20 protein-coding genes and 1 pseudogene are annotated in these 21,836 nt (G+C 69.9%); 13 read left to right on the top strand and 8 right to left on the bottom strand.

Annotation, left to right across the window (positions count from 1 at the left end):
• The first annotated feature begins 121 nt into the window (after positions 1 to 121).
• The 3 genes from VGD93_RS03430 (at position 122) to VGD93_RS03420 (ending at position 5,593) form a co-directional block, all read left to right on the top strand.
• The gene (locus VGD93_RS03430; protein WP_395009206.1) at positions 122 to 1,594 is read left to right on the top strand and encodes an NAD-dependent succinate-semialdehyde dehydrogenase; all 1,473 of its coding nucleotides are present in this window, start codon (positions 122 to 124) and stop codon (positions 1,592 to 1,594) included.
• Positions 1,595 to 1,778: 184 nt separating this feature from the next.
• Positions 1,779 to 4,283 (top strand): heavy metal translocating P-type ATPase, encoded by a 2,505-nt coding sequence (locus tag VGD93_RS03425; RefSeq protein ID WP_395009204.1) that lies wholly within the window; start codon positions 1,779 to 1,781, stop codon positions 4,281 to 4,283.
• Between the two features lie 137 nt (positions 4,284 to 4,420).
• Positions 4,421 to 5,593, top strand: a complete 1,173-nt coding sequence (locus VGD93_RS03420) for an alpha-hydroxy acid oxidase (protein WP_395009203.1) — start codon at positions 4,421 to 4,423, stop codon at positions 5,591 to 5,593.
• Positions 5,594 to 5,603: 10 nt separating this feature from the next.
• On the opposite strand, the gene VGD93_RS03415 is transcribed toward VGD93_RS03420, so the two are convergent.
• From VGD93_RS03415 to VGD93_RS03405, 3 genes are read right to left on the bottom strand one after another with little or no spacing between them, the layout of a single operon-like run.
• On the bottom strand, positions 5,604 to 6,425 hold the full coding sequence (locus tag VGD93_RS03415; protein ID WP_395009201.1) for an anti-sigma factor family protein: 822 nt from the start codon (positions 6,423 to 6,425) through the stop codon (positions 5,604 to 5,606).
• Complete coding sequence (locus VGD93_RS03410; protein WP_395009199.1) at positions 6,422 to 6,904, bottom strand: sigma-70 family RNA polymerase sigma factor; 483 nt, start codon at positions 6,902 to 6,904, stop codon at positions 6,422 to 6,424. Before VGD93_RS03410 ends, VGD93_RS03415 begins: the two co-directional genes overlap by 4 nt.
• Positions 6,905 to 6,945: 41 nt before the next feature.
• Positions 6,946 to 7,341 carry a hypothetical protein gene (locus VGD93_RS03405; protein WP_395009197.1) on the bottom strand — a complete coding sequence of 132 codons (396 nt, stop codon included), beginning with the start codon at positions 7,339 to 7,341 and terminating at the stop codon, positions 6,946 to 6,948.
• Positions 7,342 to 7,625: 284 nt separating this feature from the next.
• On the opposite strand from VGD93_RS03405, the gene VGD93_RS03400 reads away from it, so the two are divergent.
• Positions 7,626 to 8,726, top strand: a complete 1,101-nt coding sequence (locus tag VGD93_RS03400; protein WP_395009195.1) for a TRAP transporter substrate-binding protein — start codon at positions 7,626 to 7,628, stop codon at positions 8,724 to 8,726.
• Positions 8,727 to 8,786: 60 nt separating this feature from the next.
• Here VGD93_RS03400 and VGD93_RS03395 read toward each other — a convergent pair whose 3' ends face one another.
• Together VGD93_RS03395 and VGD93_RS03390 are read right to left on the bottom strand one after the other, a co-directional pair.
• The gene (locus tag VGD93_RS03395) at positions 8,787 to 10,139 is read right to left on the bottom strand and encodes a TRAP transporter large permease (RefSeq protein WP_395009218.1); all 1,353 of its coding nucleotides are present in this window, start codon (positions 10,137 to 10,139) and stop codon (positions 8,787 to 8,789) included.
• Between the two features lie 35 nt (positions 10,140 to 10,174).
• Positions 10,175 to 10,732, bottom strand: coding sequence for a TRAP transporter small permease subunit (locus tag VGD93_RS03390; RefSeq protein ID WP_395009193.1), 558 nt, complete (start codon positions 10,730 to 10,732; stop codon positions 10,175 to 10,177).
• A 239-nt stretch (positions 10,733 to 10,971) separates the two neighbouring features.
• Between VGD93_RS03390 and VGD93_RS03385 the strand changes: the two genes are divergently transcribed.
• Positions 10,972 to 11,988, top strand: coding sequence for a Gfo/Idh/MocA family protein (locus VGD93_RS03385; protein WP_395009191.1), 1,017 nt, complete (start codon positions 10,972 to 10,974; stop codon positions 11,986 to 11,988).
• Between the two features lie 31 nt (positions 11,989 to 12,019).
• Positions 12,020 to 12,976, top strand: coding sequence for a PfkB family carbohydrate kinase (locus tag VGD93_RS03380; protein ID WP_395009189.1), 957 nt, complete (start codon positions 12,020 to 12,022; stop codon positions 12,974 to 12,976).
• An 18-nt stretch (positions 12,977 to 12,994) separates the two neighbouring features.
• Here the strand turns inward: VGD93_RS03380 and VGD93_RS03375 are convergent, their stop codons facing one another.
• The 3 genes from VGD93_RS03375 to nadA all read right to left on the bottom strand — a co-directional run bounded on the left by VGD93_RS03375 (position 12,995) and on the right by nadA (position 16,343).
• Positions 12,995 to 14,584, bottom strand: a complete 1,590-nt coding sequence (locus VGD93_RS03375) for an L-aspartate oxidase (protein WP_395009187.1) — start codon at positions 14,582 to 14,584, stop codon at positions 12,995 to 12,997.
• Between the two features lie 230 nt (positions 14,585 to 14,814).
• Positions 14,815 to 15,183 carry a YegP family protein gene (locus VGD93_RS03370; RefSeq protein ID WP_395009185.1) on the bottom strand — a complete coding sequence of 123 codons (369 nt, stop codon included), beginning with the start codon at positions 15,181 to 15,183 and terminating at the stop codon, positions 14,815 to 14,817.
• Between the two features lie 92 nt (positions 15,184 to 15,275).
• The gene (nadA, locus tag VGD93_RS03365; RefSeq protein WP_395009183.1) at positions 15,276 to 16,343 is read right to left on the bottom strand and encodes a quinolinate synthase NadA; all 1,068 of its coding nucleotides are present in this window, start codon (positions 16,341 to 16,343) and stop codon (positions 15,276 to 15,278) included.
• 131 nt (positions 16,344 to 16,474) lie between these two features.
• Here nadA and eda point away from each other — a divergent pair, with 131 nt between their 5' ends.
• From eda to hemH, 7 genes and pseudogenes are all read left to right on the top strand, one after another.
• On the top strand, positions 16,475 to 17,113 hold the full coding sequence (gene eda, locus VGD93_RS03360) for a bifunctional 4-hydroxy-2-oxoglutarate aldolase/2-dehydro-3-deoxy-phosphogluconate aldolase (protein ID WP_395009181.1): 639 nt from the start codon (positions 16,475 to 16,477) through the stop codon (positions 17,111 to 17,113).
• A gap of 8 nt (positions 17,114 to 17,121) precedes the next feature.
• A complete protein-coding gene (locus VGD93_RS03355; protein WP_395009179.1) occupies positions 17,122 to 17,496 on the top strand; it encodes a winged helix-turn-helix domain-containing protein in 375 nt (124 codons plus the stop codon).
• A gap of 65 nt (positions 17,497 to 17,561) precedes the next feature.
• Positions 17,562 to 18,299 carry a molybdate ABC transporter substrate-binding protein gene (gene modA, locus VGD93_RS03350; RefSeq protein WP_395009177.1) on the top strand — a complete coding sequence of 246 codons (738 nt, stop codon included), beginning with the start codon at positions 17,562 to 17,564 and terminating at the stop codon, positions 18,297 to 18,299.
• 6 nt (positions 18,300 to 18,305) lie between these two features.
• Entirely contained in the window at positions 18,306 to 18,983 is a 678-nt protein-coding gene (gene modB / locus VGD93_RS03345) for a molybdate ABC transporter permease subunit (RefSeq protein WP_395009175.1), read from the top strand.
• Positions 18,984 to 19,100: 117 nt separating this feature from the next.
• Positions 19,101 to 20,000, top strand: a complete 900-nt coding sequence (locus VGD93_RS03340; RefSeq protein ID WP_395009173.1) for a LysR family transcriptional regulator — start codon at positions 19,101 to 19,103, stop codon at positions 19,998 to 20,000.
• Positions 20,001 to 20,029: 29 nt separating this feature from the next.
• Entirely contained in the window at positions 20,030 to 21,637 is a 1,608-nt protein-coding gene (locus tag VGD93_RS03335; RefSeq protein ID WP_395009171.1) for a DUF1007 family protein, read from the top strand.
• Between the two features lie 84 nt (positions 21,638 to 21,721).
• A pseudogene (hemH, locus tag VGD93_RS03330) lies at positions 21,722 to 21,836 on the top strand (ferrochelatase); the annotation flags it as partial.

The raw sequence follows: 21,836 nt of genomic DNA, 5'->3' as shown, positions 1-21,836 counted from the left end.
CGATCGAGCAAAGCCAAAAGCGGGGGGACGCGCAAGCGAATAGTGGGGCATGCCGGCCGCCCTTGCCAAACCGGCCCCGGCAAGCGATGTTCGCCGCCTTCCTGACAACCGGACTATTCACATGGCGATCACCCAGGCACTTCTGTCCAAGCTCAAGAACACTGACCTGCTGCCGGCGGCGGCCTATGTCGGGGGACAATGGCTTGGGCAAGCCGACAGCGGGGAGACCTTCGAGGTCACCAATCCCTCGACGGGGGCGGTGCTGGCGACGCTGCCCGATTGCGGCGTGGCGGAAGCGAAGCGCGCCATCGCCGCGGCCGACACCGCGCAGCGCGCCTGGGCCAGGCGGACGGGCAAGGAACGCGCCGCAGTGCTGCGCCGGCTCTACGAACTGCTGGTTCACAACGCCGACGACCTTGCCGCCATCATGACCGCCGAGCAGGGCAAGCCGCTGGCCGAGGCCAGGGGCGAGATCATGTACGGCGCCTCCTACGTCGAGTGGTTCGCCGAGGAGGCCAAGCGCGTCTACGGTGACACCATTCCGGGCCACCAGCCGGACAAGCGCATCATCGTCATCAAGCAGCCGGTGGGGGTGGTGGCGACGATCACGCCGTGGAATTTCCCCAACGCCATGGTGGCCCGCAAGATGGCGCCGGCGCTGGCGGTCGGCTGCGCCGTGGTCTCCAAGCCGGCAGAAGAGACGCCACTTTCGGCCATCGCCCTGGCCCGGCTCGCTGAGCGCGCCGGGGTGCCGGAGGGCCTGTTCAGCGTCCTGCCCTCAACGCATTCGTCCGACATCGGCAAGGAGTTCTGCGCCAACGAGACGGTCAAGAAGCTGAGCTTCACCGGCTCGACCGAAGTGGGCCGCATCCTGATGCGCCAGGCCGCCGACCAGATCAAGCGGCTGAGCCTCGAACTGGGCGGCAACGCGCCCTTCATCGTCTTCGACGATGCCGACCTGGACGCGGCAGTGGAGGGGGCCATGGTCTCCAAGTACCGCAACAACGGCCAGACCTGCGTCTGCGCCAACCGCATCTATGTGCAATCGGGCGTCTATGACGCTTTCGCCGAGAAGCTGGTGGCCGCCGTCGGCAGGTTGCGCGTCGGCGACGGCTTCGCCGAGGGGGTCACCACCGGCCCGCTGATCGACAGCAGGGCGGTCGACAAGGTCCAGGCGCATCTGGAGGATGCGACCGCCAAGGGTGGAAAGGTGCTGGCCGGCGGCCACAGCAAGGACGGCCTGTTCTTCGAGCCGACGGTGCTCGCGGGGGCGACGCGGGAGATGCTGCTGGCGCGCGAGGAGACTTTCGGGCCGGTGGCGCCGCTGTTCCGCTTCGATACGGTGGAGGAGGTGATCGAACTGGCCAACGCCACCGAGTTCGGCCTTGCCTCCTACTTCTACGCCCGGGACATCAGCCGCGTCTTCCAGGTGGCCGAAGCGCTGGATTGCGGCATGGTCGGCATCAATACCGGCCTGATCTCGACCGAGGTCGCCCCGTTCGGCGGGGTGAAGCAGTCCGGGCACGGCCGCGAGGGCTCGAAATACGGCATCGAGGACTATCTCGACATCAAGTATCTCTGCCTGTCGCTGTAATTCGCGACTGCAGGCGCGGGGGCGGCAGCGGTAGCTGTGCCCCCGCACGAGGCCGCGCCATGCGGCCGGAATTGCGTCTTGACCTTCCCATGGTGGGAAGCCCTATCTTCCTTCGCAGATCGCGGCCGTCGGCCCCGGACACGGGGCCGGCGTCCGCCTGGCCCGTGGAAGCGAACGATACGACATGAACGACACTCATCAGCACCGCCCGCAGCAGACCGCACCCGCCACGCGCGACCCGGTTTGCGGCATGACCGTCGACATGGCGAGCACGCCGCACAAGCACGTGCATGACGGCCGGGAGTACGGGTTCTGCAGCGCCGGCTGCCGGACCAAATTCATGGCCGAGCCGGAGCACTACCTGACCGCGGTCGATCCGGTCTGCGGCATGAGCGTCGACCGCGCCGCGGCGAAGTGGATGAGCAAGCACGAGGGGCAGCGCTACTATTTCTGCTCGGAGGGCTGCCAGAAGAAGTTCGAGGCGGATCCGGCGAGGTACCTCGAGGCCGCGCCCTTCGATCCGGCGCGGCTCGATCCGCGACGGCAGGCGGGTGCCGCGGCTGCGGTGCCGGCGGGCAGCAAGTGGACCTGCCCGATGCATCCCGAGATCATCAAGGACGGCCCCGGCGACTGCCCCATCTGCGGCATGGCGCTCGAGCCGATGACGCCCGGTGCCGCCGGCGAAAAGAACCCCGAACTGGTCGATTTCACCCGGCGCCTGTGGGTCAGCGGGGCGCTGTCGGTGCCCCTGCTCGTCATCGGCATGGGGCCGATGCTGGGGCTGCCGGTCCGGCAGTGGCTCGGCGAGCCGCTGACGAGCTGGCTGGAGCTGGCGCTGGCCACCCCGGTCGTGCTGTGGTCGGCGCTGCCGTTCTTCCGGCGCTTCCTCAGTTCGCTGCGCAACCGTTCGCCGAACATGTGGACGCTGATCGGGCTCGGCGTCGGCACCGCCTATCTGTACTCCGCGGTCGCCGTGCTGTTCCCGCAGCTGTTTCCGATGGAGTTCCGCCACGCCGATGGCGGGCTGCCGGTCTACTTCGAAGCCGCGGCGGTGATCGTCGCGCTGGTGTTCCTCGGCCAGGTGCTCGAACTCAGGGCGCGCGAGCGCACCGGCCACGCCTTGCGCGCGCTCCTTGATCTTGCGCCCAAGACGGCGCGCGTTGTGCGCGGCGAACGCGAGGAAGACATCGACGTGGGGCTGGTCAGGAAGGGTGATCTCATCCGCGTGCGCCCGGGCGAGGCCGTCCCGGTCGACGGGGTGGTGACGGAAGGGCGCAGCCATGTTGACGAATCCATGCTCACCGGCGAACCGATTCCGGTTGCGAAGGAACCGGGCGAGTCGGTCACCGGGGGAACGTTGAATGGCGAAGGCGGCTTCGTCATGCAGGCCCAGCGCGTCGGCATGGAGATGCGGCTCAACCAGATCGTCGAACTGGTCGGCAAGGCGCAGCGCAGCCGCGCCCCGATCCAGGACCTGGCGGACGCGGTCTCGGCCTGGTTCGTGCCGCTCGTCGTCGCGGTCGCCCTCGTGAGCTTCGTCGCCTGGTGGATTCTGGGTCCCGAACCCAAGATCGCCTATGCGCTGGTCGCGGCGGTCTCGGTGCTGATCATCGCCTGCCCGTGCGCGCTCGGCCTGGCGACGCCGATGTCGGTGATGGTGGCCACCGGCCGCGGAGCGCGGGCGGGCCTGCTGATCAAGGATGCCAGGGCGATGGAGGGCTTTGCCCGCGTCGACACTTTGGTCATCGACAAGACCGGCACGCTGACCGAGGGCAAGCCGACGCTGGGCGACGTGATCCCCATGCCGGGGGTCGACGAGGGCTGGGTGCTGGCGGTTGCAGCCGCCCTCGAGCGCGGTTCCGAGCATCCGATCGCCGCCGCCGTGCTCAAGGGCGCCGAGCGGCGGGGGGCGAGGCGACTCGAGGTCGCCGGTTTCGGCTCGGCGACCGGCATGGGCGTGACCGGCACCATCGCCGGGCAGCCCGTCGCGCTCGGCAACGGCCGGCTCATGGAGCAGCACGGCATCGAGGTGCCCGACAAGCTGCGCGAACTGGCCGAACGCCGGGCCGAGAAGGGCGAGACGCCGATACTCGTTGCCGAAGGCGGTCGCGTCATCGGCCTGGTCACCGTCAGCGACCCGATCAAGGAGGGCGCTGCCGCAGCGCTCGCCGGGCTCCGGGACGAGGGGATCGAGGTGATCATGGCGACCGGCGATGCCAGGGGCACCGCGGAGGCCGTCGGCAAGCGGCTCGGCCTCACCCGCATCCATGCGTCGATGAGCCCGGAGGACAAGCACCGGCTGGTCGACGAGCTGCGGGCCGCGGGGGGCAGGGTGGCCTTCGCCGGCGACGGCATCAACGACGCCCCGGGCCTCGCCGCTGCCGATGTCGGCATCGCCATGGGCACCGGGGCCGACGTCGCCATCGAGAGCGCCGGGATCACCCTGCTCAAGGGCGACCTCGCCGGCATCCTGCGCGCCCGGCGGCTGGCACGGGCGACGCTGAGGAACATCAAGCAGAACCTGTGGTTCGCCTTCGGCTACAATTCGCTTGGCGTTCCGGTCGCGGCGGGTGTGTTGTTCCCGTTCTTCGGCTGGCTGCTGTCACCGATGCTGGCCGCGGCGGCGATGAGCTTCTCGTCGGTGAGCGTCATCGGCAATGCCCTGCGGCTCAACCGGGAGAAGCTGTGAGCTGATCTGGGGGACAGACGCAGGATGGCACCCACGTCGCATTGACCGCTGACATGTCAGCCGCTTAGAACACGCCACGATTTCACTAGCACCGCCGGCGGGGCCGTCCCGACGGCGGCGCCGGCCCGAGGGAAAACATGTCCGTTCTCGATCGCTGCCTGACCATCGACGACCTCAAGCAGGTGGCGAAGCGTCGGGTGCCCAAGCAGTTCTTCGACTACGCCGATTCCGGCGCCTGGACCGAGCAGACCTATCGGGCCAACGAGGAGGACTTCCGGCACATCACGCTGCGCCAGCGGGTGGCGGTCAACCTCGAGAACCGCAACCTGTCGACCACCATGCTGGGCCAGACGGTGGCCATGCCGGTGGCGATTGCGCCGGTCGGGTCCACCGGCATGCAGAGCCCCGACGGCGAGATCAAGGCGGCGCGGGCGGCGGAAAAGGCCGGGATTCCCTTCACGCTCTCGACGATGGCGATCTGCTCCATCGAGGACATCGCCGAAAACACCAGCGCGCCCTTCTGGTTCCAGCTCTACGTGATGCGCGACCGGCCCTATATCGAGCGGCTGATCGACCGGGCGAAGGCGGCCAGGTGCGGCGCGCTCGTGCTGACCATGGACCTGCAGATCCTGGGCCAGCGGCACAAGGATATCCGCAACGGGCTGCTGGTGCCGCCCAAGTTCACGGCGAAGTTCCTCTATGAGATCGCCCGCAAGCCGGCCTGGGCCATGGGCATGCTGGGCACGAAGCGGCGCACCTTCCGCAACGTCCACGGCCATGTGAGCGAGGCCACCAATCTCGCCTCGCTCACCGAATGGACGCGCACGCAGTTCGATCTGACGCTCAACTGGAAGGACGTCGGCTGGATCAAGGACCGCTTCGGCGGGCCGGTCATCATCAAGGGCATCCTCGACGCCGAGGACGCCCAGCTGGCAGTCGACGCCGGCGCCGACGCCATCATCGTGTCCAACCACGGCGGCCGCCAGCTCGATGGCGCGCCCTCCTCCATCCGTGTCCTGCCCGAGATCGTCGCGGCGGTGGGCAACCGGACCGAAATATTCATGGACGGCGGCATCCGTTCGGGCCAGGACGTCATCAAGGCACTGGCGCTGGGCGCCAGGTCGACGTTCATCGGGCGAGCGATGAACTACGGACTGGGAGCCGGCGGCGAGGCCGGCGTCACAAGGGCGCTCGACATCATCCGTACCGAGATGGACACGACCATGGCCCTGATGGGCGAGCGCGACATCCGCAATATCGGCCGGCACAGCATCTATTCCAACGACCTGCCGCCTCGCCGGCGCCCGTGAGGCGCCGCGATCAGATGTCGCGGTAGGCTTCGTCCGGACGACGCGTGAGCTCGGCGTACACCTTCCTCGCCACCAGCTGCATCTCGGCCTCGGGCAGGTCGCCGACCACCGTGCAGGTGATGCGGTCGTTGGCCCAGTAGAAGGCGTCGAGCGCGTCCAGCCTGGTGAATATCCGCTCGCCGGCGCCGTCGGGCAGTGCGGCGGTGATGTAGACCGTCACCCGCTGGGCGGCGGCATTCTCGTACATCAGCTGGGCGGCCGGCCCGGCCCCGGCATAGGCGCTGGACGGCAGCAGCCGCCCGCCCACCAGGGTGAAGCCCTCCGCCGAGAGGTCGGGGCTGTCGATCGGCCGGGCGATCCGGCTCGACAGCCAGGTGAGCAGATGCGCCCGCTCGCTGGCGGCGACCTCCACCGCGTGCCGGCGTTCCTGCGTGAACAGGGCGTGGGCGGTGACGGCATCCTCGATGAGGACGGCACTCGGCGTTTCCTCGGGGAAGACGAGGCCGCGCCCATACCAGCCCGCGGCGCTGCCGAGGACCAGCACCAGCACGGCGGCGGCAGCGAGCCGGGGCCAGGGCAGGGCAAGGCCGCTCCCGCCACGCCGGCCGGCGAGCAGGCGGGGATCGAGCCGGGCCGGCACCGGCTCGTCGGCGACGGGGCCGAAAAGCGCCCGCAGCGCCTCGTTCTGGCGCTGCCAGTTGGCGATCTCGGCGGCCTTGTCGGAATGGCTCGCAAGATAGGAGTCGACCGCTGCCCGCTCGGCTTCGGTCAGCTGGCCGTCGACATAGCCGAGAAGCATGGCTTCCGTGATGTCCGGTCCGGTTCGGCTCATTTGACCGACCTCAGTCTGGGCTCTTCTTCAGGTCCCGCGGCCCGCCGCAAGGCGGCGCGGGCGCGGCTCAGCCGCGACATCAGGGTCCCGACGGGGATCCCCAGGACTGCCGCCGCATTCTCGTAGCTCACGCCTTCGAGTACCACCAGCAGCAGGGCTTCGCGCTGCTCCACGGGCAGGGCGTCGATGGCACGCGACATCTCGGCCAGCGCCACGCGTCCCGGCTGCGGGGCCGGCACGGCCGGCTCGACGCCGAGCGCCTCGATCGGCACGTGGTCGCCCTGGCGCCGCCGTCGACGCAGATCGTTGCGATACAGGTTGAGCAGGAGCTTGAACAGCCAGCCCTGCAGCGGGCCGGTCGGGGCCCAGAACCGCTGCTTGCGGATGGCGCGCTCGAGACAGTCCTGGACGAGATCGTCGGCGAGGTCGGCATTGCGGGTCAAGGCGCGCGCATAGCGCCGCAATGCCGGTACGCTCAAGCTGATCTCGTCCAGAAACTGCACGTGACGCCCGTCTGCCGTCAGTCCTCGACCGCAGTATGCCAGACGCCGCCGACGCCGTCGCCGGTGGTGTCGCCGGGCTTGGTGTCCTTCACCCACAGATACAGCGGCATGCCGTCATAGGCCCACATCTTGGTGCCATCGGTGCGGGTCACGATGGTAAAGGCGCCTTCGGCGGCGGCCCCCTCCGCGGCGAACAGCGGCGGCCAGTTGACGGCGCACTGGTCGTAACAGTTGGAGACGCCGGCGGTGTCCTTGTCGTAGGTGTAGAGGGTCATGCCGTTGGCATCGGTCAGCACCTGCTTGCCGCCGATCTCCATGGTCTTGACGGCGCCGCCGACATAGTCCTCGGCGACGGCGGGCAGGGCGATAAGGGTGGCGAGCGCCATGGCGCCCAGCAGCAAACCTGTTTTCATGACGTTCCTCGTTCGGTCTCAACCGGTCCGGTCCAATGCCGTCCGTACCGGTAACAACACCCCGAAGGCAGGATTATTCCCGCCAGAGAAAACATTTCTGCGCCCCCTGCCGCAACGGCTCTGCGACATCCCGCGCTAGACGAACTTAGCAGTGGACGGACGCTGGCGATGCTGGTTTTGTGCAGGGGGCACGGTTGGAGAGGTCCCTGTCCCCGTTGGCGGGGATCGCTGCCGGAACGCCGCGCCGTTGCAGCAACGCACAGACTTCTCTGGGAGGACTTTGAGTGAAAAGACGCGAATTCTTCAGGACCGCCAGCGCCGGCGCCGTGGGCGCTGCGGCGGCGGCAACGGGACTTGCCGCCCCGGCAATCGCCCAGGGCAACATCACCTGGCGCATGGTCACCACCTGGCCCAAGAACTTTCCGGGACTGGGCGTCGGTGCGCAGCGCCTCGCCGACCGCATCACCACCGCTTCCGGCGGCCGGCTGACGGTGCAGGTGTTTTCCGCCGGCGAGATGGTGCCGGCGCTGCAGGCGCTCGACGCCGTCATCGACGGCGCGGCCGAGATGAGCCACGGCACGCCCTACTACTGGCAGAACAAGAGCCAGGCGCTGTCCTTCTTCACGGGCGTGCCCTTCGGCATGAACTCGCGCGAGCTGTCGACCTGGATCCGCTACATGGGCGGCCAGGAGATCTGGGATGAGGTCTACGACCAGTTCGGCATCCAGGCGTTCCTGTCGGGCGACACCGGCACGCAGACCGGCGGCTGGTTCCGCAACGAGCTGACGGGTCTCGCCGATCTCAAGGGCCTGCGCTTCCGCACCCCTGGTCTCGGCGGCAAGGTGTGGGAGAAGCTGGGCGCGGCGGTCACCAACATGGCGGCCGGCGAGACCTTCCAGGCGCTGCAGTCCGGGACGCTCGACGCGGTCGAGTTCGTCGGTCCCTACAACGATCTCGCCCTCGGCTACTACCAGGTGGCCAAGCACTACTACGTCTCCAGCTTCGTGGAAGCCGGCGCGGCCACCGAACTCGTCGTCAGCAAGGCGAAGTTCCAGGCGCTGCCGGCCGACCTGCAGGAGATCGTCCGGCTCGCCTCCCAGGCCGAATACGACCAGATGGCCTCGGACTTCTATGCCAATGATCCGCGGGCGCTGCAGGCGCTGGTGGCCGAGCACGGCGTGCAGGTGCACGAGTTCCCCGAGGAGATCCTGCAGGCGGGTGCCAACGCCGCCAAGGAACTGCTCCTCGGCCTGCGCGAAAGTGGCGATGCGCTGACCAAGAAGACGACGGAAAGCTTCATCGAGGCCTTCAAGGTGCTGCGCGTGCGTACGGAACAGACCGATGCGCCGTTCCTGGCGGCGCGCAAGAAGTACTTCGAGATCTGAGCCGGGTCATTCCCGAAACGGCCCGGGCCACGGCCCGGGCCCGCACCGGCCGGCGCCGCGCTACTGGTACAGGACCCGCGGCAACCAGGTGGCAAGCTGCGGCCACGCGAACAGCACCCCGATGGCGATTATCTGCAGGGCCACGAACGGCACCACGCCGCGGTAGATCATGCCGGTGGTGACCCGCGGCGGCGCCACGCCGCGCAGGTAGAACAGCGAGAAGCCGAAGGGCGGCGTCAGGAAGCTGGTCTGCAGGTTGACCCCCACCGCCACCCCCAGCCAGATCGGGTCGATCCCGAGCGTGAGCAGCACCGGCGCGGTGATCGGGATGACGATGAAGATGATCTCGAACGTGTCGAGGATGAAGCCCAGGATGAACATGATCGCCAGCACGATGGCTGTCGCGCCGATGGCGCCGCCGGGCATGTTGGTGAGGAACTGGTGCACGAGCGCGTCGCCGCCCATGAGGCGGAAGACGATCGAGAACACCGCGGCGCCGAACAGGATGACGAAGATCATCGAGGTCATGGTGGCGGTGGCGATCACGGCCTCGCGCAGCAGCGTGAGCGAGAAGCGCCGCGAGATGACGGCAAGGAGCAATGCGCCGACCGAGCCAACCGAGGCGGCCTCGGTCGGGGTGGCGATGCCGCCCAGGATGGAGCCGAGCACGGCAAGGATGAGCAGCAGCGGCGGGATCAGCGCCAGGACCACGTCCTTGAGCAGGCCGCGCCGCTCCTCGGGTGGCACCGGGGTGGCAGGGCAGGAGTCGGGATCGGTGAAGGCCTTGAACGCAATCCAGGCGAGATAGAGTCCGACCAGCACCAAGCCGGGGAGGAAGGCGCCGGCGAACAGGGCGCCCACCGAGACCGGCTCGGGGGCGAAATTGCCCTTGGCCATCTGCACCTGGGCGTTGATGCCCGAGAGCATGTCGCCCATGAAGATGAGGATGGTGGAGGGCGGGATGATCTGGCCGAGCGTGCCGGAAGCGCAGATGACGCCGGAGGCGAGCTTGGGGTCGTAGTTGGCGCGCAGCATGGCGGGCAGCGAGATCAGCCCCATGGTGACCACTGTCGCTCCCACCACGCCGGTCGAGGCCGCCAGCAGCGCGCCGACCAGGATCACCGACATGCCGAGCCCGCCGCGCAGATTGCCGAACAGCTTGCCCATGGTGAGCAGCAGCTTTTCGGCGATGCCGGAGCGTTCGAGCACGACGCCCATGAAGATGAACAGCGGCACCGCCACCAGCACCTCGTTGGTCATGGTGCCGATGTAGCGGTTGGCCAGCGAGGCGAAGTTGGTGGGGTCGAAGACCCCCAGCAGAATGCCCGCCGTGCCGAACAGCAGGGCCGTGCCGGCGAGGCTGAAGGCCACCGGGAAGCCGAGCAGCAGCACGCCGATGACGGCGAAGAACATCACCCCCGCGAGGACTTCGCCCACCAGCGTGGCGGTCACGACGCGGCCTCCCCGCGCCGGTAGCGCAGCGGCTCGGGCAGCAGGTCTTCCTTGCCGGCCAGCACCAGGATGGAGCGCATGGCCCAGGCGATGCCCTGCAGCCCGACCAGTACGCAGAACACGATGATGAAGCTCTTGAGCGCGAACAGGCCGGGCATCCCGCCGGTGTTGGCCGAGCCCTCCTGCAGCCGCCAGGAGCGGGCGACGAAGGTCCAGCCATAGATGGCGACCACGGTGACGAAGGGCAGGAGGAAAGCCACGACCCCGATCAGATCGGCGACGGCCTTGCCGCGCACCGACCACGGCCGGTAGAAGATGTCGACGCGCACGTGGTCGTCGCGCAGCAGCGCGAAGCCGGCCACGCCGGTGAACATGGCGCCGCTCAGCCAGACATAGAGGTCCTGCATCCACACGAAGCTGGCATGGAAGAAATAGCGCTGCACGACCACGGTGAAGCAGACGAGCACCACGGCCAGGGACAGCCATGACAAAGTGAGGCCGACGAAGCGGTTGAGGGCGCCGATGGCTCGTATCGCCGTCGCGAGTAGCTGCAAGAGTCCCCCGTGCGTCATCTCTTTGCCGCCGCCGAGCCGTTGGCCCTCGCAGGGCGGCGCCGCTGCGCCGCTAGCGAACACGTGTCGCGGCCGCGGTCAAGCGGCAATCGCAGACGCTGGTCTGCATCTTTGGTCGGACGATCACCCTCGGGCACGATCCTAGCGCAGAATTTTCACGAAGTCTTGGCAAAGCGCGGGGTATCCGGGGGCGCACCGCTGGGCTGGGGAAAGGGGGCGGCATGCTTCGTATCGGTATTCTTGGCGCCGCGAGCATCGCCCCGCAGGCGCTCATCGAGCCGGCGCGGCGGCGCGACGACGTCACCGTCCAGGCCGTCGCCTCGCGGCGGCCCGGCATGGCTGCCGAATACGCCAAACGGCACAGGATCGCCGAGGCCCATGACGGCTACGAGGCGCTGCTGGCCGATCCGCAGATCGACGTCGTCTATGTCGCGCTGCCGCCCGCCGAGCACGCGCGCTGGGCGATCGCGGCGCTCGAGGCGGGCAAGCACGTGCTGTGCGAGCGGCCGTTCGCCACCAGCGCCGCCGAGGCGGCGGCGATGGTCGCCGCGGCACAGGCGGGCGGCCTGCTGCTGGTCGAAGCCCTGCACGACCGCCACCATCCGGTGTTCGGTTACCTGCTCGAACGCAAGCAGGCCGGCGAACTGGGCCGCATCAAGACGGTCAAGGCCGAGTTCGCGATGGCCATTCCATTCGATCCCAAATCGATCCGCCACGACCCCGCGGCGGGCGGCGGGGCCCTGCTGGAGCTGGGTTGCCACCCCGTGCACTGGGTCCGCGCCGTGCTCGGGGAGGAGCCCGATCTCGTCGTTGCCGCCAGCGGCACCCGCACCCCGCTCGGGGTCGATGAGAGCATCACCGCGACGCTGCGCTTCCCGAGCGGCATCCTCGCCGACGTCAGTTGCGGCATGGGCAAGGCCACCCCGTTCCGGGCACAGCTGACGGTGCAGTGCGAGCACGGCTCGGTCGAGATCGACAATCCGGTGCTGCCGCACCGGGGCCACTCGATCCGCGAGCGGCTGGGCGGCGGCTTCCGCCACCACACCGTCGGCGGCGGCACGAGCTACGATTTCCAGCTGCAGGCCCTCGTGGATGCACTCGCCGGCCGCGTCGCCCCGCTGACCGGTGGCGCCGATGCCGTCGCCAACATGCGTGTCATCGACGCCATCTACGAGAAGGCGGGGTTCAAGGGGGCGCAGCCAGCCAATCCGCTTGAATTGCCGGGGGTGCCGACGTAACTGTGCCCAGCGCAGGGGCGGAGGGGCGCGCATGTTCGTTGTCGGTGGCGAAAGCCTGATCGATCTGGTGCAGGAGCCGCTCGGCGCCGACGGCGTCATCCACATGAGCGCGCACCAGGGCGGCTCGCCCTACAACTGCGCCATCGCGCTGGCGCGGCTCGGCAACGACACCGGCTTCCTGTGCCCCATCAGCCGGGACGGTTTTGGTACCTACCTGCTCGGCCCGCTGGCGGCGGCGGGGGTGACCCCGCTGCTGGCCGAGCGCGTGCCGGCGCCCTCGACGCTGGCGGTGGTGACGCTCAACGCCAGGAAGGAAGCGCAATACGAGTTCTATCGCGGCGCCGACCGGGCCTTCACCCGCGACGGGCTGGTCGCGGCACTGCCCGCCCAGCCGCGGCTGTTCCAGATCGGCGGCTTCTGTCCGATCGAGGCCGGGGATGCCGCCGTGTGGCTGGACGTGGCCCGGCAGGCGCTCGGGCGCGGCGCCGTGCTGTCGATCGATCCCAATGTGCGCCCGTCGCTGGTCGCGGACTTCGCCGCCTTTCGGCGCCGGCTCGACGCCTTCTTCGACCTCGTGCACCTGGTCAAGCTGTCGCGCGAAGACCTGATGGCGCTGGATGCGGCCAGATCCATCGAGGAACACGCCGCCGACCTGCTCGCCCGTCCCAATTGCGGGCTGGTGGTGGTGACGCTGGGGGAGGAGGGCTCGCTCGCCTTCACCGCCGCCGGCAGCGCCCGCGCCGGCATCCACGTGCCGCCGGTATTCGGCGACACGGTGGGCGCCGGCGACAGCCTCATGGCGGGCATCCTCACCTTCCTCGCCGAGCAGGGCAGCCTGCAGCCCGCGAGGCTGCGCGCCCTGGGCGTGGCCGAACTCGGCCGCATGCTGCGTTTCGGCGCCACCGTGGCCGGGCTCAATTGCGCCGCAAGGGGCTGCAACCCGCCGACCCGGGCCGAGGTCGACGCCGTACTCGCGGCGGCCGGCTAGGCCCGCTCCTCCGCCCCCTCATGCCGCCGCGCGCAGCGCCAGCGCCTCGGCGAGCGTCATTTCCGTTTGATGTTCCCAGGCCGGGTCGGCGGCCGGGAAATCGGTGCGGAAATGCCCGCCCCGGCTCTCGGTCCGCCTGAGGGCGGCGGCGGCGACCATGGTGGCCGCGGTGGTCATGTTGAGGAAGGAGCGGGTCACCCCCTGCGCCGTCGCCTCGAGCTCGGCGATCCGGCGCAGCGCCAGCCTGAGCCCGGCGGCGTCGCGCTCGACGCCGACGAGCTCGGTCATCACCTGGCGCAACTGCCGCACCGCCGCAAGCTTCCTGAGGCTCTGCTCGTAGGCCTCGCCCTGTTCCTCGTTCCAGCCGATGCCGGGATAGGGAGCGAGGGTCTCGCGCACCGGCTCGAGCCCGCCGATGTCGTGGGCGATGCGGGCGCCGTAGACGACGGCCTCGAGCAGCGAGTTGGAGGCCAGCCGGTTGGCCCCGTGCAGCCCCGTCGCGGACGCCTCGCCGCACACCCACAGGCCGGGCAGCGACGAGCGGCCGGTGTCGTCGACCTTGACGCCGCCCATGTGGTAATGCGCCGCCGGGGTCACCGGGATCGGCTGGGCGACCGGGTCGATGCCGGCTTCGGCGCAGTAGCGCGCCACGGTCGGGAAGGCGGTCAGGATGCGCGCCCCGAGGGCCGCCCGGGTATCGAGGAAGACCCTGCGGCCGGCCTTGATCTGGCGGTAGTTGGCGCGGGCGACGATGTCGCGCGGAGCCAGTTCCGCGTCGGGGTGGATGCCCGTCATGAAGCGCTCGCCCAGGTCGTTGACGAGAACGGCGCCCTCGCCGCGCAGCGCCTCGGTGGCGAGCGGGGCGGGATCGGCGCCGGTGGCGAGGGCGGTGGGGTGGAACTGCACGAACTCGGCATCGGCGATCAGCGCCCCGGCCCGGGCCGCCATGCCGAGGGCGTGCCCGCGCACCGCCGGGGGGTTGGTGGTGACGGCGTAGAGCCCGCCCAGGCCCCCGGCCGCGAGCACGGTGGCCCGCGCGCGCACATAGACCGGCTCGACATAGCGGTCGCCGAGCTTGCGGGCATAGACGCCGACGACGCGGCCGCCGTCGCGGGCGAGGTCGACGGCGGTGATGCCCTCGACGATGCGGATCGAGGGGGTATTGCGCACCTGGGCGATCATCGCCTGCATGATGGCGTAGCCGGCGCGGTCGCCTTCGACCCGGACGACGCGATTGACCGAATGCGCCGCCTCGCGCGAGAGCACGAAGTTGCCGGCGGCGTCGCGGTCGAAGGGCACGCCCCAGCGGGCGAGATCGGCGATGCGGGCGGCCGCGTCCGCCGCCACCGACTCCGCCACGTCACCGCTGACGATGCCGGCGCCGGCCGTCTCGGTGTCGCGGGCGTGCAGGTGCGGGCTGTCGCCCGCGCCGACGGCAGCGGCCACGCCACCCTGGGCCCAGGCCGACGATGCACCGGCGCCGAGCGGCTTGGGGGACAGCACGGTCACCGGGCGCGGCGCCAGCTTGAGGGCGCAGAACAGGCCGGCAAGCCCGGCGCCGACAATCAGTGCGCCGTCGGCGTTGAAGATGTTGTCGTGCACCGGCATTTCGGCCCCGCCCTCCGCCCGTTCCGGCGCCGCTTCTGTCACAGGCCCGGCCCGAAGGAAAGCGGGCGGATGGCAGCAGGTGGAAGTGGAACGCAGCGCGGCGAAGGGGGAGGGAGCGTACCGACTGCGGGGGGTGAGGCGGGGAGGCGCCGGCGTTCCGCGCCCCCGCGCTCACACTCGCCGTCAGGCTCCCGGGCGGGGCAGGCGCAGCGGCCGGCCGGGCTGGGCTGTCAGCTCTCGTCGACGAGCGCGGCGGCGGCGGCGCGCTTCTGCAGCGAGGCGATGCAGTTCCTGGCGCTGGCGCGCGACTTGTAGGTCTCCGAGCGCACCATGGTTTCGCCGTTCGAGGCGACGAAGCGCACGAAGGTCTGCCCGTCCTTGGAGCCGGCGAGCTCGAAGCGGTAGCCCTTGCCGGCCTCGCCCTTGGTCGTGTCGACGACGGGGGCACCCGGCGCGTGCTTGCGCAGCGAGGCGATGCAGTTTTCCGCGCCGGCCTTGCCGGTATAGTTCTCCGACCAGAGCATGACTTCGGAATTGTAGACGAACTTGGCGGCAAACTGGCCGCCCTTGGCCGACGTGATCTTGAACTTGTGCCCCATGGGAGCCCCCTCGTTTGACTCGGCTAGTATCGCGTCGCCAGACTAGCGCGCCGGCGCGGCAACACAACAGAAGTCGACGAGAATTCTGGGGATCAGGCGCGCTTTTTCGAGACGTCGATCATGCGCTGCACGGCAGCGCGGGCCGGTTCGATGATCGCCGGGTCGATGACGACTTCCTCGGTCAGGGTGTGCAGCGACCACAGCACGTTCTCGAGATTGATGCGCTTCATGTGCGGGCAGATGTTGCAGCCGCGCAGGAAATCCACCCCGGTGGTCTCGGAGGCGACGTTGTCGGACATCGAGCATTCGGTGACCATGACGACGCGCGCCGGCTTTTCGGTCTTCACCCAGTCGATCATGCCGGCGGTGGAGCCGGAATAGTCGACCGCCGCGATCACCTCGGGCGGGCATTCCGGATGGGCGATGATCTTTGCCGTCGGGTAGGCGTGGCGCAGTTCGGCGATGTCGGCGGCGGTGAAGGTCTCGTGCACCTCGCAGGCGCCGGCCCAGGTGATGATCTTCTTGTCGGTCCGGCGCGCCGTGTTCTGCGCCAGGTACTGGTCCGGGATCATGATGACGGTATCGCCCGCGACCCCCTCGACGATGGCGAGGGCGTTGGAGGAAGTGCAGCAGATGTCGCTTACCGCCTTCACCGCGGCGGAGGTGTTGACGTAGGTGACCACCGGTACGCCGGGATACTGCGCGCGCATGGCCAGGACGTCGGCGGCGGTGATCGAGGCGGCGAGCGAGCAGCCGGCGCGGCTGTCGGGGATCAGCACCGTCTTTTCCGGGTTGAGCAGCTTGGAGGTCTCGGCCATGAAGTGCACGCCGCACTGCACGATCACCGACTGGTCGACCGCGGCGGCCTCGCGCGCCAGCTGCAGGCTGTCGCCGACGAAATCGGCAACGCCGTGATAGATCTGCGGCGTCTGGTAGTTGTGGGCAAGGATGACGGCGTCCTTCTCCTTCTTCAGCCGGTTGATCTGGAAGATCAGCGGGGCGAAGAACGGCCACTCGATCTCGGGGATCTTGTCGCGGACGCGCTCGAAGATAGGGGCGGTCTCGGTTTCGACCGCCTTGGAGAAGGCGAGGTCGTAGCTGCCGGCAAGGACGGCGCGCGCCGTCTCGAGCGGGGTCGTGGCGTTGATGAGCTGAACCATGAGGCCCTCCCCGGTAGCGACGTCGCGCGGACACTTACGGCCGGCCGGGTAGATTTTCAATGAAGACTTTGGCCTTGATCGCCGCCGGCGAAGCCCCTAACTCTGGCCGGCAGCCAGCCCCGGGGATCCGCATGCCGCAAGACGCCGCCGCCCTCCGTTCCATGCTCTCCCTCGCTCCGGTCATCCCGGTCATCGTCCTCGACGACGTCGCGGCCGCCCGGCCGCTGGCCGAGGCGCTGGTGGCGGGCGGGCTGCCGGTGCTCGAGGTGACGCTGCGGACCCCGCACGCGCTGCAGGTGATCGAGGAAATGGCCAAGGTCGAGGGGGCCATCGTCGGCTCGGGCACGGTGCGCAGCCCGCTGCAGATGGGCCATTCGGTCGATGCCGGCTGCCAGTTCATGGTCTCGCCCGGTGCCCCGCCGCGCCTGCTTGCGGCGGCCGAGGAGCAGCCGATCCCGCTGCTGCCGGGGATCGGCACGCCGACCGAGGCGATGACCGCCTCCGAGCACGGCTACTCGTTCCTCAAATTCTTCCCGGCCGAGGCGCTCGGCGGCGCCAGGGTGCTCAAGGCCTACGCCTCGCCGCTCGCCGACATCACCTTCTGCCCCACCGGCGGCATCGACATGGCCAAGGCCAGGGCCTATCTCGAACTGCCCAACGTCATCTGCGTCGGCGGCTCATGGGTGATGCCGGCCGACGCGGTCGCGGCCAGGGACTGGCGGCGCATCGAGGGCCTTGCCCGCGACGCCGCCGCGCTGCGGCAGGCCTGAGGGCGGGCGTGGGCACGGCGACGGCCGCCCCCGGGCTCAGCCATCTGCGCGTCACGCTGGACGCGGCCTTCTATGTCGGCCCGGGGCGCGCCGACCTCCTGGAGTTGATCGCCGCGACCGGCTCGATCGCGGCCGCTGGCAAGGCCATGGGGATGAGCTACAAGCGGGCCTGGAGCCTGGTGCAGGCGCTCAACGAGGGGTTCGGGACACCGCTGGTCGAGACGTCGCGGGGCGGCAGCGCCCAGGGCGGGGCCACGCTTACCGCGGCCGGCCGCGAGGTGCTCGCCCGCTATCGCCACATGCAGCAGGCGACGCGCCGGGCGATCGCCGGCGACGTCGCGGCGCTGCAACGGCTGAAGCGCGATATGTCCGGCCAAACATAACGCTTGCACGCCCGGGGCGGGTCTGCAATCGTTGCGCTCCCTGTACGACACGACGGTGCCGCGCCGTGACGCGTTTCCTCCTGGCCCTGCTGCTCGTCGCCCTCGGCGCCCCGGCTGCCGCCGATGAGGTGAACGTCGCCGTGGCCGCCAACTTCACCAGGCCGGCGGAGGAGATCGGGGCCGCGTTCACGGCGCGCACAGGGCACGACGTCGTCTTCAGCTTCGGAGCCACCGGCGGGCTCTACGCCCAGATCACCCAGGGGGCTCCCTTCGACGTCTTCCTCGCCGCCGACGACCGCACTCCGGCGCGCGCCGTCGCCGACGGCTTCGGCCGCGCGGGTACGGCGTTCACCTACGCGATCGGCCGGGCGGTGCTGTACGGCCCGGGCCTCGCCCTCGGCGACGGCGCGGCCGTGCTGCGGGCGGGCCGCTTCAGCCACATCGCCATCGCCGACCCGGCGACGGCCCCCTACGGCGCCGCCGCGGCCGCGATCTTCGATCGCCTAGGGCTCGCAGCCGCGCTCGCGCCCAGGCTGGTGGTGGGCCAGAACATCTCGCAGGCCCTGCAATTCGTCGACAGCGGCAATGCCGAACTGGGCATCGTGGCGCTGAGCCAGGTGATCGACAAGCCGGCAGCGCAGGTCTGGCGCGTCCCGGCCCATCTCTACGACCCCATCCGCCAGAATGCGGTGCTGCTTGCCGGCGCCGCGGACGATGCCGCCGCCGCGGCTTTCCTCGCGTTCCTCAGGGGGCCGGAGGCGGCCGCGATCATCGCCCGCTACGGCTACGAGACGGTCGGGTAGCCCCGCATGCCCGCCGAGATCGCCGACGCCATCGCCCTGACCCTCGGCCTCGCCGCCGTCGTCACCGTGCTGCTGGTCCTCGTCGGCACGCCCATTGCCTGGTGGCTCGCGCATTCGCGGGCCAGCTGGAAGGAGGCGGTGGCGGCGGTGGTGGCATTGCCGCTGGTGTTGCCGCCCACCGTGCTCGGCTTCTACCTGCTCATCGCCCTCGGACCGATGGGGCCGGGGGGCGCCCTTGCCGGGCTGTGGGGCGCCCGCACCCTGGCCTTCTCCTTCGAGGGGCTGGTGATCGGCTCGGTCATCTACTCGCTGCCCTTCATGGTGCAGCCGCTGCGCAACGCCTTCGAGGCCGTCGGCACCGACCCGCTCGAGGCCGCGGCAACGCTGGGCGCCGGCCGCCTGCAGACCTTCGCCCGCGTCGAGGCGCCGCTGGCGCGGGCGGGGTACCTCGCCGGCGGCGTGCTGACCTTCGCCCACACCGTCGGGGAGTTCGGCGTCGTCCTCATGATCGGCGGCAACATCCCGGGCAAGACCAAGGTGCTGTCGGTCGCCATCTACGACTATGTCGAGCGTCTGCAATGGGGCGAGGCGCACCTGCTGGCCCTCGGCATGGTGGCATTCGCCTTCATCGTCATCACCCTCACCATGATGATCGACCGCCGGCTGGGGCGGGTGTCGGCCTGACGCCGCCGCGGCGGCCGGCCGATTGTTCGCGGCCGGAAGATGGGCTATCCGTTCCCTGCCGGCGGCGCGGGCCGTCCCCGCGCACCGGCCTTCCCCCGAACGGCAAGGGTGCCTTAGATGAGCCAGGACCTGTCCCGCATCAGGGCCTTCGTGCAGGTGTTCGAAGCCGGGGGCTTTTCGGCGGCGGCGCGGCAGCATGGGCGCTCCAAGGCGCTGCTCTCCAAATACGTCACCGACCTCGAGGACTATCTCGGCGTGCGGCTCATGAACCGCACCACGCGCAAGCTCGGCCTGACCGAGGCCGGCGAGGTCTATTACCGCGAGGCCAGCCAGCTGCTGCAGCAGCTCGACGAGCTCGACGCCACCATCTCCGATCAGACGGCCGAGCCGCGCGGGCTGATCCGCATCTCGGCACCGCGCAATCTCGGCGAGACCGCGCTGGCCCCCGCCATCTTCGCCTTCCTCGCCAGGAATCCGCTGGCCTCGGTCGATCTGAGGCTGGAGGACCGGCTCGTCGACCTCGTCGAGGAGGGGATCGACGTGGCGCTGCGCATCTCGGTGCTGGCCGATTCCTCGCTGATCGCCCGCAAGATCGCCGATATCGGCCACGTCATCTGCGGCTCGCCCGAGCTGATCCGCCGGCACGGCCTGCCCCGGAGCGGCGAAGACCTCAAGGGCATGCCGTGCATCCTCGATACCAACATGCCCTCGCACGCCAGCTGGCGCTTTTCCGACAAGGGCCGGCACTACTCCGTGCCCGTCTCGGGCCCGGTCCGCGTCAACTCCCCGGTGGCGGCGATGCAGGCGGCGCTGGCCGGCCTTGGCTTCGCCGTAGTTCCGCTCTACCTCGCCGAGCCGATGATCGCGGCCGGGCGGCTGGTGCCGGTGCTCGAGGCGACGATGCTGGAAGGGGCGAGCCTGCAGGCGGTGTTTCCGCACCGGCGCCACCTCGCCGGCAAGGTGCGGGCGCTGATCGATCATCTGGTGGACTGGTTCGCGATCCAGCCGGTGCGCTGACCAGAAGAGCTCGAGGGGGACGTCTGCACTTGCGCCTGTTGTTGCCGCTGCTGGGGTTGCTGCTCGGCCTCGCCACGCCCGCCACCGCGCATCCGCACATCTTTATCGACGCCAGGGCGACGCTGGTCTTCGACGGTACGGGTGCGCTCAGCGCCATCCGCCACGACTGGACGTTCGACGAGGCCTTCTCGATCTGGCAGATCCAGGGCCTCGATACTGACGGCGACGGCATCACCAGTCCGGCGGAGATGCAGGAACTCGCCGACGAGAACCTCGCCGGGCTGGCCGAGTACCAGTTCTACACCTTTGCCGGCGAGGGCGCGGACACGCTCGCCATGGCGGCGCTCGGGGCAGCGCGCTTCGTGCACGAGAACGGCCGCTCGACGCTGAGCTTCGCGGTGCAGCCGGAGCGGCCCTATGTCATCGGCGACACGCTCGAGCTCGCCATCAACGACCCCGAATACTACGTCGCCATCAGCTTCGCCGGGGTGTCGGCGGTGACGCTCGAGAACGCCCCCTCCGGCTGCACCGTCGCCATGGAGCCGCCGCGCGACATGCCCGACGACGTCGCCGCGCGCCTCTATGCGCTGCCCCCCGAGGTCACCGAACTGCCGCCCGACCTCGCCGCCGCGCTGCGCGGCGTGCAGGGGGCGATCCTGGTCAAGTGCCCGCCGGCCGGCGGCGCGGTGGTCGAAGCGACGGCGGTCGAGGCGGTGACGAAGCTGGCCGAGGCGCGGCCGGTCCCGTTCGGCGGCCCGCCGCCGGAGCCGGGCCTCACCCTGCCCAGGACCGGTCTGCTCGGCTGGATCGCCGCGCAGCAGCGCGATTTCTACCAGGCGCTGACCGCGGCGCTGGGCCGGCTCAAGACCGACAATGCCGCATTCTTCGTGCTCGGTTCGCTGAGCTTTCTCTACGGCGTCTTCCACGCCGCCGGCCCGGGGCACGGCAAGGTCGTGATTTCCTCCTACGTGCTCGCCAACGAGCGCCAGGTGCGGCGCGGCGTTCTGCTCAGCTTTGCCGCCGCCATGGTGCAGGCGGCGGTGGCGGTGGCCTTCGTGCTGGTGGCGGCGCTGCTGCTCCAGATGACCAGCACCGCCATGGGCGACGCGGCCAACTGGATCGGCATCGCCTCCTATGCGTTGGTCGCCCTGCTCGGGGCGTGGCTGGTGGCCCGCAAGCTGCTGGGCAGGGGGCATGGCCACGGCGAAGCCGACCTCGCGGCGCGGGCCAAGGCGCACTTGCACGGCGAGCACGCCCACGATCACGCGGACCACGCGCACGGGCATGCCCACCACGTGGTGACGCCGGGGCAGGCGGGGGGCGACTGGCGCGAGCAGCTGGGCGTCGTCCTCGCCGTCGGCGCGCGCCCCTGCTCGGGGGCGCTGGTCGTGCTGGTCTTCGCGCTGTCGCAGGGGCTGCTCGCGGCCGGCATCGCCGCAGTGTTCCTGATGGGGCTCGGGACCGCCATCACCGTGGCCGTGCTGGCCACGCTCGCCGTTTCCGCCAAGGGGCTGGCGCTGCGCTTCGCCGGCGGTGCCGGCGGCGGCGTGGTGGCCGGCGTGGTGTGGTGGGCGGAACTGCTGGGGGCAGTGCTGGTGCTGGCCTTCGGGGTGCTGCTGCTGGCCGCCAGCTTGTAAGCATGCGAAGGCCCTTGCGTTGGGCGGCGGGGTGCCTAAGTTGCGCGGAACCTGAATCTTTCCCCTAGCTTGGCAGGCATTCCCATGGCGACGCAGCGTCCGGCCGACCACCCCAGCATCCCCGAGGCGAAAATCGGCGTGCTGCTGCTCAATCTCGGCACTCCGGATGCCACCGACTACTGGAGCATGCGGCGCTACC

It is taken from the genome of Devosia sp. (assembly GCF_036406155.1).
In the GTDB taxonomy this organism is placed as follows: domain Bacteria; phylum Pseudomonadota; class Alphaproteobacteria; order Rhizobiales; family Devosiaceae; genus Devosia_A.
The sequence above is the reverse complement of the archived record's forward strand: the minus strand, read 5'-3'. Positions and strand labels throughout refer to the sequence as shown.